Genomic DNA, 20,143 nt, shown 5'->3' with positions numbered 1-20,143 from the left:
AAACAGAACTTAACAGCTCTACCTTGGAAGGGGGGACTTAAGTAACGCCAGTCCTCAGGTATAAGCTTTGTGGCTAGCGTCACATAACACTGGCAGGTATAGCAAGACTAACTCGCACTGAACTTACGCAGCAAATAGCTGTGCCAGGTGCGCTTGAATGACTACCCACTGTTCGAGCGTTCAGCGAGTTTGGGGAGTCTTGATTTTTTTGCTTACTTTTTTCATCAAGGAAAAAAGTAAGGCCCGCCCGGCCAGGGTATACCCTGCCCGCCGCACAGGCGAAGCAATGAAACAGTACCATTTGCTATACCTGCAACAGCAGTAGCTATACCTGCAACAGCCGCAGCTACACCTGGGCCAGAGGCCCCACCATATCCGACACGAGCGAGGACGCTCGCGCCATAGGGCTTTGAGGCTATACAGCAACAGTCGCTATACCTGCAATAACCCATCCTGCTATACCTAACAAACCACCTTTCCCTCCACCAACCTCCCCTATTTACCGACGAATGGCTTATAGGCTATATTCGGCTATTCATATAGAAATGCGACGCCTTGGTATATTCCGTTTTCAGGAGTCAAAAACCCGGTTTTTATTTACATCAGCAAGAAATTACAGAAGACCGGAAATATGAAAAGAGAACGTATACACCAACTCGAAAAAACTATGAAAAAGAGCCTGCTGCTCGCCCTGTTGGGACTGAGCACGGTGCCGGCTCTGGCACAGGCACCTCAGGCTGCCCCACAACAACAGGCCGCCTCAGGTATGGCCGTGCCGCGCGGCAACGCCACCATCGTGGGTATTGTGCAGGATGCTGACACCAAAAAACCGGTAGAGTTCGCTACGGTTGCCCTGATCAGCCTGGCCACAGGCAAGCCGATCGATGGAGCCATGGCCGACGACAAGGGCCGCTTCACGATTAGCAAGGTAGGCGTGGGTAAGTACAGACTGCAGGTGAGCTTCCTGGGCTATCAGCAGAAACTGGTAGAGGATGTGACCGTGTCTTCTGACAATGCCAGCGTGAATGTGGGTGCCGTATCCATTGCCTCTGACGCCAAAAAGCTGAGTGAGGTGGTGATTACAGGTGAGAAGCCGCTGGTTGAAGAGAAAATTGACCGCACGGTATACAACGCTGAAAAGGATATCACCAACTCGGGTGGCAATGCGGCTGATGTGCTGCAAAAGGTACCGGCCCTTTCGCTGGATACAGACGGCAACGTGCAGCTGCGTGGTAGCTCTAACGTGCGTGTACTCATTAACAACAAGCCATCAGCCATCATGGCGGGTAGCGTGGCCGACGCCCTCAAGCAGATTCCGGCAGACCAAATCAAGTCGGTGGAAGTAATCACCAGCCCCTCTGCGAAGTATGATGCAGAAGGTACAGCTGGTATCATCAACATCATCACCAAAAAAGACGGTGGTCTGCAGGGTGTGACCGGTTCGGTAGCTGCAACAGCAGGCACCCGTAACAGCAATGCCAACGCCAGCCTCAACATCCGTCGTGGCAAGCTAGGCATCAACGGTACTTTCGGGGGCAACATGTTCTACAATCACGGCAACATGAGCAACACCATTCTGGCTGGCAACACCACCAGCTTCCAGTATGGCAAGACCCGTATAAACGGCTCGTTCATGAACGCCCTGCTCGGTTTTGACTACGACCTCACTCCGAAGAACAACATCTCGGGCAGCATCCGCACCAACGGCGGTACCTTCCGGATGGAGAATGACCAGGAGGTAAACAGCCGCGAAGGCAATACCCTGATCCAGGACTTCCGTAACGAGATCCGTAACCGCAATGAGCGCATCGGCACGGACTATAACCTCGATTACACCCGCACATTCAAGAAGCCAGGTCAGGAACTTGCGCTCCTGTCACTCTACTCGGTTACAAATACCGATAACGATATCCGCCAGGACTACCTGAACGAAAGCGAAAATCCATACCTGCTGAAGCGCAACCTGAACGAAGGCGCTAATAAGGAGCTAACCTTCCAGGCGGATTATACCCATCCGTTTGCTAATAAAACAATGCTGGAACTGGGTGCCAAGTCTATTTTCCGTGATGTGGAAAGTGACGCCCTGTACCGCGACATCCTGAGCTCAGGAAACGAAACGCGTCGCACTGATGCCTTCTTCTATGAGCAGGATGTGTACGCTACTTATATGACCTACGGCTTCATGCTGAAGAAAAAGCTGAACGTGAAAATGGGTGGCCGTTACGAGTATACCGACATTAACGCTGATCTGCAGGGTGACAATGACTATGCCCTGAACTATAACAACTTTATTCCGAGTGTGGCCCTGTCGTACAACCTGAAGCAGAAGCATACTTTCCGCGCCAATTTCACGCAGCGTATACAGCGTCCTTCGCTGTTCTATCTGAACCCGTACGTGCAGGAGCAGACCTCCAACACCCGCGTGCAGGGTAACCCGAACCTCGACGCCGAACTGACTGACCTGTTTGAACTGGGCTACAGCACCTTCTTCAAGACAACATCCCTCAGCGTGACCGGCTACATGCGCCAGACTGACAATGCGATCGAAACGGTGGCCACCATCGAAAGAGAGACAGACACCAACGGCTTGCCTGTGGACGTGACCACCCTGACGTTCGACAACATCGCCAAAAACAAAACCTATGGGGTAAGCTTGTTCGGAAATACCAAGCCGACCAACAACTGGACCATCGGCGGTAGCTCCAACATTTATTATGTAGACCTGAATGGTAAGTATGCCAGCAACAGTGGCTGGATGTACAACATCAACGCCAACTCATCTTATACCTTCGGCAAAGGTATATCGGCACAGTTCAACGGTGGTTTCAACTCCCGCCGCATCCAGCTGCTGGGTGAGTTTGCTGCCTTCTCGTATCACACCATCGCCATCAAGAAAGACCTGTTCGACAAGAGAGGTGGTATCAGCCTGGGTCTGGACAACCCGTTCAGAGAGAGCATGCGCATGCGTAACGATGTACGTGTGGAGGAATCGCCTACCAACCCGAGAGCCTATACCCAGCAGATCCGCATCAACAACTTCAACCGTGGGGTGCGTGTGAGCTTCAACTACAACTTCGGTAAGATGGAGCAGCAGCGTCCGCCTAAGCGCAAAAAGAGCATCCGCAACGATGACGCCAAGCAGGGCGACAGCAACGGCATGAACTAATAACTAAAACCCTTAACCAGGAAATGAAAAAGCCTCTCCGTTCCGGAGAGGCTTTTTCATTTCCTGGCTACAGTAGTTGCCGTTTATTGAGAATAAGTCTTCTTATTTTTTGAATTGTTCAAGCCACTCAACTGCTTCCGCTTTGTCTGTAAACATGCAGGTGGGGTTCTTCGGCTTGTTCACATGTATATAAATATTGGCGGCCATCTTTACCATTGGTGAAGCCACCAAAATAGCACTGGCTGAAACACCTATATTACCTTCGTCGGCCAGGTAGTCGCGTGCTTCTTTGGTAGAGTGTTTTACCTGCGTAATATCAAACAAACTGGGGTATACCTGCTCGCCAATGTAGTTTAACCGGTCCTGCACGCAGATACGGGCTTTTGCCAGATCAAGCTCTCTCACCTCATTATAAATACAGTACAAGATTCCCTCTCTCAAATAAAGCTCGAGGCAATCCGTTTTAATTGGACTCTTTTCGTATTCTTTTTCGAAATTTGCCATTCAAATTTGAATTGGATCTAATGTTTGCATGTTCGGCTAGAGCAATAATGCAGGCATAACAAAACACATGGCAAAGATACGACATAATAACATCATTGATACGGTTGATTCCGTACTTTCTGTTTCTAAAAAAAAGGGGATCATCCACCTGCATGCTGAAGACCAAAACCTTAGCGGCCAGCACTTAACGTTGCATGGCAAGCAGGTGCTGCACTTTGGCACCTGTGGCTACCTGGGGCTGGAGCACCACCCACAGGTAAAGCGTGGCGCCATCGATGCCATCGAGCGCTACGGCACGCAGTTCCCAATGTCGCGCACCTACATATCCAATCCTTTGTACCGCGAACTCGAGGTTCTGATTAAGCAGCTGTACAACGCACCGGTCGTTATCTCTAAAAATTGTACACTTTCGCACCTCACCGTTATACCTAGCATTATACGCCAGTCGGACCTGGTTATACTTGACCACCAGGTACATGCCAGTGTGCAGGAAGCAGTGAAGAAGCTCCTCAGCCAGGGGGTGACCGTGGAAATGGTGCGCCACAACAACCTGGAGATGCTCGAAGACCGCATAAAAAAGCAGCGCGGCAAGTTTGAGCGCATTTGGTACATGGCCGACAGTGTGTACTCTATGTACGGCGACTTCGCCCCTATCAAAGACCTGATTGCCCTGGCCGAAAAATACGAGCAGCTATACCTGTACGTGGACGATGCGCACGGCATGAGTTGGGCAGGCAAACATGGTACAGGCTATGCTATGAGCCAGATGCCGGATGGACTCTATCGCAAAATGATCCTGACCGCCAATTTGGGCAAGGCCTTTGGTGCCTGCGGCGGACTGTCGCTCTTCCCGAATGAAGAATGGTATAACAGGGTCAACAACTTTGGTGGTCCCCTCACCTTTTCGGTGCAGATAGAGCCTGCCACGCTGGGAGCCGCCATTGCATCGGCCAAAATCCACCTGAGCGACGAGATCTATACCTACCAGCAGGAACTGCAACGCAAGATCGCTTATTTCAACCACCTGCTCAAGCAAACCGATCTGCCCTTGGTACACGAAAGCGAGAGCCCGATCTTCTACATCGGCACCGGCACCATGGAGATGGGCAACCACCTGGTACAAGCCTTGTTGCAGGATGGCGTTTATGTGAACCTGGCAACCTTCCCGGCTGTACCGGCCAAGAACATCGGGGTGCGCATTACCATCTCCCTCACCAATTCAGACGAAGACATCGAAGAACTGGTACGCAAGCTGCAGCTGCATTTCCACCTGGCCCTGACTGCGACTAACCAGACACAGGAGAACATCCGGAAGGCCTTTAAGATGGCGCCGCCTGCTCAGTCCCTTGCACCAGCAGTTGCTCAGCCAACTTCTGCCAGCGGCATCAGCCTGCAGCGCTATACTTCTATCACCCAGATCGAGACGGGGCTCTGGAACAAGCACTTGGGTCGCCGGGCTATGTTTGACTGGGAAGGCATGCGCTTTCTGGAAGATTCGTTCAGCTATAACCCTGAGAAGGAAAATAACTGGGATTTCCGCTACTATACCGTGCAGGACCCGGAGGGAAAAGTGGTGTTGATGACCTTTGCCGCTATTGCTTTGCTTAAAGAGGACATGTTTTCGCAGGCCTCCATCTCCAAAGCACTGGAACGCGAACGGGAAGCCAACCCTTATTACCTCACCACCACGGGCATTGTGTTGGGCAGCTTGTTCACCGAGGGCAACCACCTCTACCTGGACCGCAACAGTCCTTACTGGAAAGAAGCTCTGAAGGCACTGCTGTCGGAGCTGAGCAAAGAGCAGGAAGAAAACCAGGCCAGCAGCATCCTGCTCCGCGACCTCGACGATCAGGATCCGGAACTGGATGAATTTATGGTGGAGCAGGATTTCGTGAAAATGCACCTGCCGGAGTCATGTGTGGTCGAGGATCTGAACTGGATAGATGAGGATGGCTTCAGAAAGACGCTCTCCAAGAAAGGACGCGAGAACTTTGTGCAGAAGATCAAGCGCAATGAGCACTTCTACGACGTGGTGATCAAAGAACGTCTCGACGTCGAAGAGCTGCAGCACGCCATGGCTTTGTTCCGCAACGTGAAAAACAACAACTTCGCCATCAATAACTTTTTGTTTCCGGAGAAAATGTTTCAGCAGCTCAACGAAAGCAAGGCTTGGGAATTTATCGTACTCTATATAAAAGAGGAGTACTCCATCAGCCGCAAGCCGGTAGCCGTTGCCTTCTGCCACAGAAATGTCGCGAATGTCTATAGCTTTATGCTGATCGGGATGGATTACGAATACCTGATGACTTACGGGGTATACAGACAGACGCTTTATCAGGTAATAAAGCGCGCCAATGCCCTGCAGTGCACACAGGTAAACATGGGGATATCGGCCACCATCGAAAAGAAAAAAGTAGGCGCAACGCCTTATCCGAAAGTTGGCTATTATCAAAGTAAAGACAACTTTGCACTGGAGATGATGGGTGCCACCTTTGCCATTGAAAAAGAATAAGACAATAACACCGGAAGCGGTGAAAAAACGAAGCGAGTGAAAGTACTAAAAGAGCGAATAGAGGAGATCATGTCCCTGATCACCGAGGTTGCCAGCGGAAACTTCGACTACCAGATCGAGACATCCGAAACGGGCGACGAAATGGATGCCGTGATTGCGGGGATCAACATGCTGGGTCAGGAACTTAAAAGCTCCACCGTATCACGGGATTTCATGCAGAGCATCTATCGGGGCGTAGTGGACATGCTCCTGATTCTCAATCCTGACTTCACGATCCGGTCTGTGAACGAGTCGTTGGAAGAAGCCCTGGGTTACCGGGAAGATGAACTGCAAGGCAAGCATTTGTCGGTGCTGCTCCCCAAAGACCATGTGCCGACGCTGGTGTCGCTGATGGAACAGTGCCGCTCACAGGACAAGTGCCTGAACAAGGAGTTGCAATTCAAAACAAAGCAAAGCCAGCCAGTGCCGGTTTCCTGCTCTTTCTCACACATCCGCAACAGCCACAAGGAAGTAGACGGAGTGCTGATCGTGGCCAAAGACATCACCGAACTGAAGCAGAACGAGAAGGCACTGCGCAAGGCCAAGCGCAAGGCAGAAGCGGCCAACGAGGCCAAAAGCAATTTCCTCTCCAGCATGAGCCACGAGATACGGACGCCGCTCAATGGCATCATGGGCTTTACGGACCTGCTCCTGGGTACAGAGCTGAACGATACGCAAAAACAGTACATCAACCTGATCAAATCGTCGGGCACCACGCTTACCAAACTGCTCAACGACATACTGGATCTCCATCGTGTAGAGCAGAACAAAATCTACCTGGAGGCCATCCCATTTGAACTGCGCGAAAACCTGGAGGCCAGCCTGGGCCCGTACCGGCACCTGGCTGAGAGCAAGGGGCTGCGCTTTGACTGCTCCTTTGATCCTACTGTGCCGCAGTGGGCAATCGGCGACCCAACCCGCATCAATCAGGTGGTGATTAACCTGGTGAGCAATGCCATCAAGTTTACAGAACAGGGCAGCATTGAAGTGCTGTTCAAGGCCGAGCAGCTGCCAGAGGATGAGCTGCTGCTATACTGCTCTGTGAGTGATACCGGCATTGGTATACCTGCCAACAAGCAGGACCTGGTGTTTGAGTCTTTTACCCAGTCCGACCAGTCTACCTCCCGTAAGTACGGCGGCTCCGGGCTTGGCCTGGCTATCAGCAAGAAGTTAGCCCGGCTGCTGCAGGGCGACCTGCAGGTGATCAGCCCATTGCCCGGCCAGAAGCAGGGTTCATTGTTCTGGTTTACGATCAGGCTGAAGCGCATGCAGGTCAGGCAGCCTGTGCAGCAGGAAATGGAGGACGACAGCAGTTACAGGGTGCCTGCAGGCAAGCATCTGCTGGTGGTAGATGACAACGAGATCAATGTGATGCTGCTCGAGACGGTGCTCGAAAACTTCGGGGCAAAGGTAACTGCTGCTTTCAGTGGACAAGAGGCCATCGACCTGGTACGCAAAGACAAGTTTGACCTCATCTTTATGGATGTGCAGATGCCCGGCATCAGCGGCCTGGAGGCAGCCCGTACCCTGCGTCAGGAAAAAAACGATACGCCGATCATTGCCTTTTCGGCCAGCGCCTACAGCAGCGACATCGAAAACAGTCTGGCTTCGGGCATGAACGACTACCTCTGCAAACCCTTCGAGCAAAGCGACCTTGTCGGACTGCTCAGAAAGTGGGTATAGCCTCTCGTTTCAAACGTATGTCCTGTTTCACCCGTAAAACAAGGTATAAGATTTATATAAATTTAAAGTCTAAAATACGATGAACGAAACAGAATATAGAACCAGAGGAAACTGGAACGAAATGAAAGGCAAGATCAAGCAAAGCTACGGCGACCTGACAGACGATGACCTGACCTACGACGAAGGCAAGCAGGACGAATGGCTCGGCAAACTGCAGCAGAAGACCGGCAAGGCGAAAGGCGAACTTAAAAAATGGATCGACTCGCTGTAAGCTGACAGTTTTTTGACAAGTAAAAACAACCCGCAAAGGCTACGGCCTGCTGCGGGGTGTTTTTTTATATCCGCACATTCGTGCATCATGTTATAACAAATATTGCTTTTATATTAATTAAATATATCCTATATTCAACGAAACTAACCTATTCACCTTTAAACTACATGTTGAATTATGGGAAAAAAACTACTATCCATCATTTTACCGCTTATGGTGCTCTGGTCCGCTAGCGCCTTTGCCCAGGACAGGGCAGTAAGCGGTAAGGTGACAGAAGCCTCGACAGGCAATGGCCTGCCCGGGGTGAGTGTTGCCGTCAAAGGCACAACCATCGGCACAGCAACAGACGCGGAGGGTAACTACCAGGTCCGGGTACCCGATGCCAATGCCACCCTCGTGTTCCGCTACCTGGGCTATACCACCCGTGAGGCAGTGGTGGGCAACCAGAGCACGATCAATGTGAGCCTCCAGACCGACGCCCGTCAGCTTGACGAGGTGGTGGTAACGGCCCTCGGCATCGAGCGTAGCGAGCGCTCCCTTGGCTATGCTACCCAGCAGGTGCAGGGCGATAACCTGACCTTCACCAAAGAGCAGAACGTTATTGGTTCGCTAGCCGGTAAAGTGGCCGGTGTGCAGGTACAGGGCTCTTCCGGCGCCAGCATGGGCGGTACCCAAAAGATCAAGATTCGTGGTGTGAACTCTGTTGCCGGCGTGGATCAGCCCCTGATCGTAGTGGACGGCACTCCGATCTCCAACTCCAACTTCGCCGGTGCCGACCAGGCTGACTATGGTAACCTGGCACAGGACATCAACCCAGAGGATATTGAGTCGGTGAACGTGCTGAAAGGTCCTGCCGCCTCTGCCCTCTACGGTATTCGTGGACAGTATGGCGTGATCATGATCACCACCAAGAAAGGTCAGAAAGGCCCAAAGAAAGTAGGTGTGCAACTTAACTCGGCCTTCTCTGTTGAAAGAGCCGTGAATTTTATGCCGATGCAGAACATGTATGGCGGTGGCTCCAGCCAAACCTGGCGCACCCTGCCAAACGGCGACAAGTATGTAGACGTGTCTGTAGATGAAAGCTGGGGCCCGCGCATGGATGGCACCCCGGTGCGCCAGATCTTCAGTTTCTACCCACAGGATCCGGAGTATGGCCAACTGACACCTTTCGTACCGCATCCTGACAACATCAAAGACTACTACGAAACAGGTTATAACCTGAACAATGGCGTTGTCATAACAGGAGGCAACGAGAACAGCACCTTCCGCCTGAGCGTAAACGATACCCGCGTAGAGGGTGTGGAGCCGAACACCTGGCTCAACCGAAACAACGTGGGCGTGAGCGGTAGCCTGGACCTGTCTAAAAAGCTGACAGTGTCGACCAACATCAACTATGCCCGCAACAATGCCCAGCGTCCGTCTCAGGGATCGGAGTACGGTGCCCGTTACATGGTGCAGTGGTTTCAGCGTAACATCGACATGAAGCGCATGAAAAACTATGTGTATCCGGACGGTACTTTCCTGAACTGGAACCTGCGCCGCCCAAGCACTGCTACCGGCGAAATCACCAACTTCAACCCGCTGTACTGGAACAACCCTTATTTTGAGGCATACGAGAACATCAGCAACGACAACCGCGAGCGTGTGTTCGGCGACGTGGGCCTGACCTATCAGATCCTGCCCGACCTGAAAGTGAGCGGCCATGTGCGCAACGACAGCTATACTCAGAACATCGAGACGCGCCAGGCTTTCGGCGGCAGAAGAGTACCTCAGTTCACTACTGGCAAATACCAGGGCCGCGAAACCAACTACGAGTTGCTGGCGCAGTACACGAAGCAACTGGGTGACTTCTCGCTCAACGTGAATGCCGGCGGTAACATCTTCGACACCCGCTACACGGCGCTCTACATGGGTTCGGTAGGTGGACTAGCCACACCGGGCTTCTACCACATCGACGGCTCCATCGACCGCCCTACTACCAACCAGACACTTCGCCGCAAGCAGATCCGCAGTATGTACGGCATGGCCTCTGTAGGATACAAGGACACCTATTTCATCGACGCCTCCCTGCGTAATGACATTTCCTCTACCCTGCCGCCAGACAATAACTCGTACTGGTACCCATCGGTATCCGGTAGCATGGTGTTCAGCGAGTTGATCGACTGGTCGCCGCTTTCGTTCGGTAAGATCCGCGCCAGCTACGCACAGGCAGGTTCTGACCTGACACCTTATCGCACCACGCCTTTCTTCATTTCAGGCACGGTATACGCGGGTTCTCCAACTGTAAACACGCTGTCCGTACCTGATAACCTGAATAACCCGAATGTAAGACCTTCGTTTGCGCACTCTTATGAAGCCGGTCTGGACCTGCGCTTCCTCAATGGTCGTCTGGGTCTCGACGTGACGCTATACCAGCAGAAGAACAAAGATCAGATTCTGGAACTGCCTGTATCGGGCACCAGCGGGTATAGCAGCACCACAATCAATGCCGGTCTGATCCAGAACAAAGGTATAGAGTTCGTACTCAGCGGTACGCCGATTCAGACGAGCAACTTCACCTGGAACACGGCCCTGAACGCCAACCGCAACCGCAACATGGTCGTGGAGCTCCACCCAGATATTGACGTGCTGACGCACTACTCTACTACTTACTCTTCTGTGACCTCTTACCTCAACTCGTATGAGGGCCAGCCTTTCGGTAGCCTCGTAGGCCAGGCTTATCAGCGCGACCCTGCCACCGGGCAGAAGCTGATCGGCGCCAACGGCATGCCGCTGTATACCGACGCGACACACGACTTCGGCACCGTGCAGCCTGATGCGACAGGCGGCTGGCAGAACATCTTCCGCCTCTGGAAGTTTGACCTGTCTGCCATGATCGACTACCAGTTCGGCGGTCAGTTCTTCAGCCGCTCTAAAATGCTGGCAGTGCGTACAGGTCAGGATCCGATCACGGTGGCTACCAACGACCGCGGCGCGAACGTGCGTGATCCGCTGGAAGAAGGCGGTGGCGTGAAAGTGGAAGGCATCTACGCACCAGGCACTACCGTGGGTGGTGTGGATGTGAGCGGACAGCCGGCCTCTAACTACGTGAACGCCCAGTCTTACTACAACACCGTAGTGGGTCGCCGCGTGTACGAAGAGTGGCTCTATGATGCTTCTTACATCAAGCTGCGTGAACTGCGCCTGGGCTATACCCTGGACAAGTCTATGCTGGGCCGTCTGCCGTTCCAGAGCGTAGGTGTTGCCCTGATCTCCCGTAACGTGGCCCAGCTGTGGCAGAAAGCACCGGAGGGCATCGACCCGTCTGAGATCTCAACCGGCTCTCAGTCCATCAGCTGGTACGAGTCAGGTATGACCAACTCCGTGCGCTCTTACGGCATTAACCTAAACATTACTTTATAAGGAAGATGAGAATGAAGAAAATATATGCAGTGCTATTGTCGTGCTTTATGCTGGCAAGCTGCGACAAGTTTGATGAAGACATCAACATCAACCCGAACCAGCCGAGCAATGCTTCCGGCACCCAGCTGATTGCCAACTCGGCGCTCTCGCTGTCGAGCCTGAGCTCCTCGCCTTCGGCCCAGTTCCATGCCCAGTACCTGTCCGAAACTCAGTACCCGGGCGCTTCCCTCTACCCGGAGGGCGGCACCAGCTTCTACTGGATCTACCAGGGGCCGTTGATGAACCTGGAAACTGTGTTGACGTCAGATAACCTGAGCGCTACGGAAGGCCCGGTGAACAACCAGCTGGCGGTGGCCCGCATCCTGAAGGCCTACTACTTCTGGCACGTGACCGACCGTTGGGGCGATGTGCCTTACACGGAGGCCCTGCGAGGTTCCGAAAACTTCACCCCGAAGTATGACACCCAGGAGTCGATCTACAACAGCTTGTTTGCACAGTTGGAGCAGGCTAATAACGAGATCACGGCCGGCAACATCTCCAACGACATCATTTATAACGGTGATGTGAACAAGTGGAAGCGCCTGGCCAACACCATCCGCATGCTGATGGCCCTGCGCCTGTCTGAGGTAGACCCTGCCAAAGGAGCCGCTGAGTTTAAGAAGGCCCTGGAAGCCGGTATCATGACCTCCAATGCCGACAACCTCGCATTCCGCCACCTGGCCGATGCCAACAACCAGAACTACTGGTTTGGACAGGTATCGAACCAGAACCGGGAATGGTGGGCGCTGACAGAGCGACTCGTAAACGAGCTGAAGCCTGTAGAAGACCCACGCCTGCAGGTATACGGCGCACCTGCCCGTACCTCGGGTGAGTATGTGGGCTTGCCATACGGCCGCGTGGAAGGTCTGCCAAACGTGACCAATTACTCGCTGCTGGGTCAGGCCATCTGGAAGCAGGACGCGCACATACAGCTGGTGACTTATGCACAGGCGCTCTTCGCCAAGGCTGAGGCCGCCAAGCTTGGCTGGATTGCCGGTGGCGATGCCGAGGCTGAAGCCAATTACAACAAAGCCATTGAGCAGTCGCTGCTGCAGTGGACGGGAAGCGCAGCCGGAGCCTCAGACCTGTTGAGCCAGGAAGGTATAGCCTACGACGCGGACAATGCCATTGAGCAGATCGCGACGCAGCGCTGGATCCACCTGTTCATGCACGGTTACGAAGCCTGGGCCGAATGGCGCCGCACCGGCTACCCTGCCAATCTGGTGGAACCAGACGGAGGCCGTGCCGTGCCACGCCGCAACAGCTACCCGGCCAACGAAGCCTTCAACAACGCCGCCAGCTACAACGAGGCTGTGCAGCGTCAGTTCGGCGGTCAGGACAACCTGTATGGCCGCGTATGGTGGGATAAGTAAGTTTAGATTGTTTGAGTGTGTTACAAGACGCCGCTCTCCTGATGGGAGGCGGCGTTTTTGTTTAAGCTGCTTTCAGCCATTCCAGACCTTCGCGTTCTATCAGGAAGTACTGGGTGTCAAAAAACGGCGTCTGTTCTTTTACTCTGCTGTCGAGCTTCTCGTTGGTATGCTGCTGAAAGAAATCGGTGGAAGAAATGATCGCCAGCTGTTTCAGCTTGCTCTGCGAGATCATCCTGATGGAGATAGACGCCAGCCATCCCTGGTCATCCATTGTTAGCACGCCCATGCGCTGGTTGTTCACGAGCAGTTTCTCTAGTCCCAGTTCCAACAGCACACGACCTGTTTCCTCTATTCCGAAGCGGTATTCATGGCTCTGCACCGGTCGCAGCCATCGCACAAGCAGCATAGCATACAACGGGTTGTGTATAATCTCAACAAAATCGGTTGAAAGGCAACATACCTGCTGCAGGTTTTGGGGTGGTGTAATGGTATGATGTTTCATCGGAATTGCACCTGTCAGCCAGATCGCAGGGCCTTAAAAATACAAATATTACTTTTCAGAAACCCTCTCTTATTGCCCAGTCAATCATTTTCATTTTTTGACTTAGCCGAACAATTACCAGAGACTCCTGCAACGCAAATTAAATCAAGCGCACTTATTTCCCTATTTTTTTTGCACTATTTTTTTAACCTCTGAAGCTACAGTGTATTTATCACGTATTAAATTGAAGATTTAAATATATACAAAATGCAATAAACATGAAGGTACTCAGAATTGGAAGCAGAGACGATGATGTCCGGAAATGGCAGTATTTTTTGATTGGGCAGGGATATGACCCAGGTATAGCAGATGGCATTTTCGGGGAGAAGACCAAAGCTGCCACCATTATTTTTCAGCTGGAGCATAGCCTGCAGCCCGATGGCATTGTGGGTAACAAGACAACAGGTATGGCCATGACGCTGGGCTTCGGGGTGTTGGCCGATGACCGTACAGGTATACTGAGTGCTCACTGGCCACCACGTCCTCCTTTCCGGCCGCTGCTCAGCCATGCTAATCGGGCCCGGGTATTCGGCTATTTCAATTACCTCCCCCACCCCATACCTGGCAACCCCGAAAACATCCGCATCACCGACGGCTGGGACCGCCGCCACATTATACCCGTGCAGGTGCCGCAGCTTATACCTGTCAAAGGCAGCGCCACGGTCTATTTCCACCGCTTTGCCGCCGACCAGCTCGTGCAACTCTGGCGCGACTGGGAGCGGGCCAATCTGCTGCACCTCGTCCATACCTGGGAAGGAGCTTACGTGCCGCGCTTCATCCGGGGCAGCCGCACGGTGCTCAGCAACCACGCCTTTGGTACGGCTTTCGATATTAATTACGCCTGGAACAAGCTAGGTACCCAACCTGCACTGGTCGGGCAGAAAGGCTCAGTGCGGCAGCTGGTGCAGATCGCGCATCAGAATGGGTTTTACTGGGGTGGGCATTTTACAAGGCAGGATGGGATGCATTTTGAAGTGGCTTGGGTGGGGTGATAGTTTGCAATTCGCGAATTGCAAATTAGACTAAGCTATACTTAAAAAAATGTACTCGCAGTAGAAGCAGATAAGATTCAAAAGTTTTTCACTTGAACTAAAATCAGTTCGATTAGCAAAATATCAGCTTCACCTAATGTTAAAATCAGCAAAAAGCTATATATTTCAAGACAATTAATGTGACAACACGATCTTGCCCTGAATCCAAGCTCTGCAAATGAACCAAAACCCTGAACAGATTGCCCGTGACCAGATTGACGAGTTGTTAACTGCCTCTGGCTGGGTGATACAGGATAAAAATAAAGTCAACCTGGCAGCTGCTACAGGTATAGCCATTCGTGAGTACCAGACTGATGTGGGCCCTGCCGACTATGTGCTGTTCGTAGACAAGAAACCAGTTGGAATAATTGAGGCGAAACGTGAGGAAGAAGGTCATAAACTGACCGTGCACGAGGATCAGTCTATCGCCTATGCCACAGCCAAGCTGAAGCACATCAACAACAACCCTTTGCCCTTCGTGTACGAAAGCACTGGCTTAGTAACCCGCTTTACGGATTACCGCGACCCTAAGCCCCGCTCCCGCGCTGTCTTCACCTTTCACAGACCAGAGACTTTCCAGAAATGGATAAAGGAAGAGAAGACTTTGCGTGCGCGGTTTTACGACATACCTGAGTTGGCAACGGATGGCTTGCGCGATTGTCAGGTAGAGGCGATCACGAATCTGGAACAGTCTTTCCGAGAGAACCGGCCAAAGGCGCTGATTCAGATGGCGACTGGCTCGGGCAAGACCTTTACGGCGATCACCTTTATTTACCGTCTGCTCAAGTTCGCCAAAGCCAAGCGGGTGCTTTTTCTGGTCGATACCAAGAACCTGGGCGAGCAGGCAGAGCAGGAGTTCCGAAAATTTCTGCCGCAGGATGATAACCGACTTTTCCCGGAGCTTTACGGACTCACCCGACTCAGCAGCTCTTTTGTACCGGACGACAGTCAGGTATACATCAGCACGATCCAACGCCTTTACTCTATTCTGAAAGGTTCGTCGCTCGACGAAAAGGACGAAGAGGAAAACCCGAACGAGGGCAACAAGTGGCAGCCCAAAGAGCCGATGCCAGTGGTGTACAATGAGAAAATACCAATGGAGTTTTTCGACTTCGTGGTGATTGACGAGTGCCACCGCAGTATTTACAACCTCTGGAAGCAGGTGCTCGATTACTTCGACGCTTTCCAGATCGGTCTGACGGCCACACCGGATAACCGCACTTTCGGCTATTTCAACCAAAACCTGGTCTGCGACTATGGCTACCAGAAAGCTGTGGAAGATGGCGTGTTGGTGCCTTACAATGTATTCGAGATTGTAACCAAAGTAACGCAGCAGGGCGCGAAAATAGAATTGGGTGAGTATGTCAGCTCACGCGAAAAAATGACCAGGAAAGAGTTCTGGAACCAGCTGGACGAAGAGGTGGAGTATAACAACAAGCAGCTCGACGATAAGGTGGTGAATGTGAACCAGATCAGGCTGATCATTAAAGCTGTGCGGGAAAACCTGCCGACCATGTTCCCTGACCGCTATGCAGGGGAAGGTCGCGAACTGACCGATTTTGAAGTACCTAAAATGCTGATCTTCGCCAAGAGCGACAGCCACGCCGACGACATCATCAACATTGTGCGCGAAGAGTTTGCCGAAGAGAACAAGTTCTGCAAAAAGATAACCTACCACACCGAAGACCCGAAAGGTACGCTCACGCAGTTCCGGAACAGCTATTACCCACGTGTGGCCGTGACGGTGGACATGATTGCGACGGGCACCGATATTAAACCGCTGGAGGTGTTGCTGTTTATGCGCGACGTGAAGAGCCGCAGCTATTATGAACAGATGAAAGGACGTGGTACGCGCACCTTGAGTCTGGAAGACCTGCGGGCTTCGGGTACGCCATCGGCTAAGCTTACCAAAGACCATTTTGTGATCATCGATGCCATTGGCGTGGAGAAAAGCCGCAAGACCGACAGTCGACCGCTGGAGAAAAAGCCAGGACTCTCGTTGAAGCAGGTGCTGGAAGGTATAGCCATGGGCAATACTGACGAGGCCATGCTGACCACGCTGGCTAACCGCCTGATCAGGCTCGACAAGCAGATAAACGAAAAAGAGAAAATGGCTTTTGCCGAAAAGGCCAACGGCTATACCTTAAACCAGGTGGTGAAGCAATTGCTGCACGCCCATGACCCAGATACACTGGCAGGTATAACAGAGCAGGTAAAAGCCCAAAATCCAGGCGCTGCGCCCGCTACCATTGAAGCTCAGATACAGGAACAGCACCAGCAGTTGGTGGAGCAGGCGGTAGCTGTTTTCAACGACTACGAGCTGCGCGATTTTGTGGTGGATATCCGCCGCAAGTACGACCAGATCATCGACCACATCAACCCGGACGAACTGGTGAACATCGGTTGGGTGAAAGACAACAAGGCCGAGGCGGAAAATCTTGTAAGCGATTTCAGAAGCTGGATAGAAGAACACAAAACGGAAATCGTAGCTTTGCAGCTTTTTTACGGACAGCCTTACCAACGGCGCGAGCTAACTTACAGAATGCTGAAGGAACTGGTGGAGGCGTTGAAAGCCGACAAACCTACCATGGCGCCACTTAACATCTGGAAGGCTTACGAACAGTTGGAGAAGGTAGAAGGCAAACCGAAGAACGAACTAATGGCCCTGGTGGCGCTGATACGGCGGGTGAGCGGTCTGGACGACAAACTGACGGCTTACGACAAAACTGTGGACCGCAATTTTCAGGAGTGGGTATTCCGGAAGCAGGCTGGCCCTTTGAAGTTCAGCGAAGAGCAAATGCAGTGGCTCCGCATGATCAAGGATTATGTAGGCAACAGCTTCCGGATTGAGCGCGATGACTTTGGCCTGAGCCCTTTTAACGCACACGGCGGTTTGGGTAAAATGTGGTCTTTGTTTCAGGAGCAGACCGACGAAATTATGAATGAATTAAACGAGGAGTTAGCAGCGTAGGATGATTGATAAAAGTATACTTCCTTCACATTGGGAAGTGAAGAAGTTAGGAGAGGTTTGTAAAGCAGTTACTGGCAATACACCATCGAAAGGGAATATTGCAAACTATGGAAATTATATCCCATTCGTTAAGCCACCACAAATTAATGATAGAAAAATATCTGATGCTCCTGAAAAACTTTCACTCGAAGGTTCACAGAAGGCTAGAATCTTACCAGTAGGGTCTGTTTTGGTAACCTGTATTGGAAATTTAGGAAGGACTGCCATAAATAAAACTCCAGTAGCTTTTAATCAGCAGATAAATGCTTTAATCCCATCTGAAATTTTAGATGGAAACTTCTTATTCTACCAAGCTCAATCAATCAATTTTAGAAATCAATTAGAGAATCTTGCAGCTGCGACTACAGTAGCGATAGTTAATAAAGGAAAGTTTGAAACTATTGAAATTGTAATTCCTCCCCTACCCGAACAGCAAGAGATAGTTGCTAAAATAGAAGAACTTTTCAGCGAATTAGATAAAGGCAAAGAGCAATTAGAAACTACCCTGAAGCAACTTAAGGTATACCGCCAAGCTGTTTTGAAGTGGGCTTTTGAAGGGAGGTTTACAAATGCAGAGGTTAGGGATGGGGAGTTGCCTGAGGGGTGGTTAAATTCATCTATAGGTGAAATTTTCGAGGTTTTTGTTGGCTCTACACCTAGTAGAAAGATAGATAGTTACTGGAATGGAAACATCAACTGGGTAAGTAGTGGCGAGGTCGCCTTCTGCAACATCAACGAAACAAAACAAAAAATTACTGAAGAAGGATTAAATAAATCTTCATGTAAGCTCCACCCACCAGGCACAGTGATAATTGCTATGATTGGTGAAGGAAAAACGAGAGGTCAAGCAGCTATACTTAAAGTTGAGGCAACTCACAACCAAAACACAGCAGCTATTAGAGTAGATCAGGATAAATATCTATCTAAATTGCTTTACTACTTCTTAGTATGGAAGTATGAAGACAATAGACGAGTTGGCTCTGGAAATAATCAAAAAGCCCTAAATAAAGAGCGTGTAAAAAGCATCCCAATTCCACTTATACCACTTGTAGAACAACACCATCTTGTTCAAGAAATAGAAAGCCGCTTGAGTGTTTGCGATAAAGTAGAAGAGACGATAACAAAAGGTATGCAGCAGGCAGAGACTTTGCGGCAGAGTATTTTAAAGCAGGCTTTTGAGGGGAAGTTGGTAAAAACTGCAAGTGCAAAAGTAACTCAGCAGGTAAATCAGCTAAAAAAGAAATTTGCCCAGACAGATCAGTACCAGATTAGTTTTGGTCAATAGTTTGCCTAAGAAATTTTCAATTAGTAGTGATGGAAACAAGCGAAATAAACGAAGCCAAAAATACTTTACAGTTAACAGTATTATCAGAAGTACAAACGGTTATAGAGAACCATTTAAGCCAACTACATCAATTTATCTCAAATGCAAACCTACAGCAACTAACACATAGGTATGCTGAATTTCAAGAACGAGAAATAGAAATTGGGTTAAATGTTTTTCAATTAGTCTCTGATACTTATTATAAAGAAAATTTCCATAGCGATATCCTGAAGGCCATACTAGATCCTGAAGGTCTGCATAAAGAAGGCCCAAAGTATTTACATAGTTTCATCTCCTACTTAAATCAGCATTCAGGTAAAAGCTGGATCAAGAAAGAAGATTATCAAAATGCGGTAGTTGAGAGAGAAGCTGGAAGAATAGATATTTCCATAATAGACAGTAAGTCTAAAAAGGCTATTATCATTGAGAACAAGATGAATAATGCCGGTGATATGGAACGGCAGATACCAAGGTATGTAGCACATCTGGAAAAGAAGGGTTTTGAAATAGACCTTGTTCTATATCTGGTATTAAACGGACACAAAGAGCCCACAACCCATAATTGGACACAAGCTGAGATAGCTCACATACTACCGAAGGTAATACAGGTTTCTGCTTACAACGAAACGCCAAAGGACTTATACAACGGGTGGTTATCTAAATGCGAGAAACAAGCACAAAACATTGACACATTATTCTTAATCAGACAATACAACAACTTAATAGCCTACTTAGGAGGTAAAAATATGAACAAACCGCTGATGGAAGAGTTTCTGCAGAGCATGCTAGTAAATAAAAATTACAGCAAAGCGATGTCGCTCAATGCCATGCTACAAGACCTAATAAACTATAGAAGAGACAAAATTCTAGACACATTTAAGTTTGATAAGACTCCTTTCACAAGGGTATATGATTGGAAACACTACGCTGTTTTAGATAACTGTCATTTCGATGGTATTCGCTTCGCTATAGATATTATTGTGGAGCAAGACCGATACCGATTCCAATTCTTTGTCAGATCATATGATAACAAAGAAACTCCTATAAACCCAGCTACAACATTTTTACAAGCAAATAACCTAATCGATGATTTCTTCCCAGCTGAAGATAGGTGGGAAAAGCAATTTATGTTCCCTACACAGGAAGAAGAATTGTATGCTTACATCAAATCATTCAAGGCAATTCTAAAGGAATATACAGCAACGTCTGCAGTTGAAGAGTAACAGTAAAATGAAATCGAACTAAATA

Annotated in this window: 12 protein-coding genes; 10 read left to right on the top strand and 2 right to left on the bottom strand. The window is 50.4% G+C overall.

Going from position 1 to position 20,143, the window contains the following annotated elements:
* Window positions 1-667: 667 nt before the first annotated feature.
* Window positions 668-3,166 (top strand): TonB-dependent receptor, encoded by a 2,499-nt coding sequence (locus tag Q1A54_RS14165; RefSeq protein ID WP_299989421.1) that lies wholly within the window; start codon window positions 668-670, stop codon window positions 3,164-3,166.
* Between the two features lie 102 nt (window positions 3,167-3,268).
* On the opposite strand, the gene Q1A54_RS14160 is transcribed toward Q1A54_RS14165, so the two are convergent.
* The gene (locus tag Q1A54_RS14160; protein ID WP_299989419.1) at window positions 3,269-3,571 is read right to left on the bottom strand and encodes a hypothetical protein; all 303 of its coding nucleotides are present in this window, start codon (window positions 3,569-3,571) and stop codon (window positions 3,269-3,271) included.
* Window positions 3,572-3,737: 166 nt separating this feature from the next.
* On the opposite strand from Q1A54_RS14160, the gene Q1A54_RS14155 reads away from it, so the two are divergent.
* The 5 genes from Q1A54_RS14155 (at window position 3,738) to Q1A54_RS14135 (ending at window position 12,989) form a co-directional block, all read left to right on the top strand.
* Window positions 3,738-6,182 (top strand): bifunctional aminotransferase class I/II-fold pyridoxal phosphate-dependent enzyme/GNAT family N-acetyltransferase, encoded by a 2,445-nt coding sequence (locus Q1A54_RS14155; protein ID WP_299989416.1) that lies wholly within the window; start codon window positions 3,738-3,740, stop codon window positions 6,180-6,182.
* A 36-nt stretch (window positions 6,183-6,218) separates the two neighbouring features.
* On the top strand, window positions 6,219-7,904 hold the full coding sequence (locus Q1A54_RS14150) for a response regulator (protein ID WP_299989413.1): 1,686 nt from the start codon (window positions 6,219-6,221) through the stop codon (window positions 7,902-7,904).
* Between the two features lie 79 nt (window positions 7,905-7,983).
* Window positions 7,984-8,175 carry a CsbD family protein gene (locus Q1A54_RS14145; RefSeq protein ID WP_007652002.1) on the top strand — a complete coding sequence of 64 codons (192 nt, stop codon included), beginning with the start codon at window positions 7,984-7,986 and terminating at the stop codon, window positions 8,173-8,175.
* A 177-nt stretch (window positions 8,176-8,352) separates the two neighbouring features.
* Window positions 8,353-11,577 carry a SusC/RagA family TonB-linked outer membrane protein gene (locus Q1A54_RS14140; protein ID WP_299989408.1) on the top strand — a complete coding sequence of 1,075 codons (3,225 nt, stop codon included), beginning with the start codon at window positions 8,353-8,355 and terminating at the stop codon, window positions 11,575-11,577.
* 11 nt (window positions 11,578-11,588) lie between these two features.
* Window positions 11,589-12,989 carry a SusD/RagB family nutrient-binding outer membrane lipoprotein gene (locus tag Q1A54_RS14135; RefSeq protein WP_299989405.1) on the top strand — a complete coding sequence of 467 codons (1,401 nt, stop codon included), beginning with the start codon at window positions 11,589-11,591 and terminating at the stop codon, window positions 12,987-12,989.
* A gap of 61 nt (window positions 12,990-13,050) precedes the next feature.
* Here the strand turns inward: Q1A54_RS14135 and Q1A54_RS14130 are convergent, their stop codons facing one another.
* Window positions 13,051-13,491: a hypothetical protein gene (locus Q1A54_RS14130; protein ID WP_299989402.1), complete on the bottom strand. Its 441-nt coding sequence runs from the start codon at window positions 13,489-13,491 to the stop codon at window positions 13,051-13,053.
* 257 nt (window positions 13,492-13,748) lie between these two features.
* Between Q1A54_RS14130 and Q1A54_RS14125 the strand changes: the two genes are divergently transcribed.
* The 4 genes from Q1A54_RS14125 to Q1A54_RS14110 all read left to right on the top strand — a co-directional run bounded on the left by Q1A54_RS14125 (window position 13,749) and on the right by Q1A54_RS14110 (window position 20,118).
* The gene (locus Q1A54_RS14125; protein WP_299989400.1) at window positions 13,749-14,522 is read left to right on the top strand and encodes a M15 family metallopeptidase; all 774 of its coding nucleotides are present in this window, start codon (window positions 13,749-13,751) and stop codon (window positions 14,520-14,522) included.
* Between the two features lie 217 nt (window positions 14,523-14,739).
* Window positions 14,740-17,532, top strand: a complete 2,793-nt coding sequence (locus tag Q1A54_RS14120; protein WP_299989397.1) for a DEAD/DEAH box helicase family protein — start codon at window positions 14,740-14,742, stop codon at window positions 17,530-17,532.
* Between the two features lies 1 nt (window position 17,533).
* Window positions 17,534-18,856, top strand: a complete 1,323-nt coding sequence (locus tag Q1A54_RS14115; protein WP_299989394.1) for a restriction endonuclease subunit S — start codon at window positions 17,534-17,536, stop codon at window positions 18,854-18,856.
* Window positions 18,857-18,885: 29 nt separating this feature from the next.
* Entirely contained in the window at window positions 18,886-20,118 is a 1,233-nt protein-coding gene (locus tag Q1A54_RS14110) for a PD-(D/E)XK nuclease family protein (RefSeq protein WP_299989391.1), read from the top strand.
* Window positions 20,119-20,143 lie beyond the last annotated feature (25 nt).

The organism is uncultured Pontibacter sp. (assembly GCF_947502515.1).
In the GTDB taxonomy this organism is placed as follows: domain Bacteria; phylum Bacteroidota; class Bacteroidia; order Cytophagales; family Hymenobacteraceae; genus Pontibacter.
Note: the sequence above shows the minus strand (reverse complement) of the source record. Positions and strands in the feature narration are given on the sequence as shown.

Coding starts and splice junctions, on each gene's coding strand:
- Q1A54_RS14135 (WP_299989405.1), top strand. CDS start 11,589: ATGAAGAAAATATATGCAGTGCTATTGTCGTGCTTTATGCTGGCAAGC.
- Q1A54_RS14140 (WP_299989408.1), top strand. CDS start 8,353: ATGGGAAAAAAACTACTATCCATCATTTTACCGCTTATGGTGCTCTGG.
- Q1A54_RS14115 (WP_299989394.1), top strand. CDS start 17,534: ATGATTGATAAAAGTATACTTCCTTCACATTGGGAAGTGAAGAAGTTA.
- Q1A54_RS14165 (WP_299989421.1), top strand. CDS start 668: ATGAAAAAGAGCCTGCTGCTCGCCCTGTTGGGACTGAGCACGGTGCCG.
- Q1A54_RS14145 (WP_007652002.1), top strand. CDS start 7,984: ATGAACGAAACAGAATATAGAACCAGAGGAAACTGGAACGAAATGAAA.
- Q1A54_RS14120 (WP_299989397.1), top strand. CDS start 14,740: ATGAACCAAAACCCTGAACAGATTGCCCGTGACCAGATTGACGAGTTG.
- Q1A54_RS14110 (WP_299989391.1), top strand. CDS start 18,886: ATGGAAACAAGCGAAATAAACGAAGCCAAAAATACTTTACAGTTAACA.
- Q1A54_RS14155 (WP_299989416.1), top strand. CDS start 3,738: ATGGCAAAGATACGACATAATAACATCATTGATACGGTTGATTCCGTA.
- Q1A54_RS14130 (WP_299989402.1), bottom strand. CDS start 13,491: ATGAAACATCATACCATTACACCACCCCAAAACCTGCAGCAGGTATGT.
- Q1A54_RS14125 (WP_299989400.1), top strand. CDS start 13,749: ATGAAGGTACTCAGAATTGGAAGCAGAGACGATGATGTCCGGAAATGG.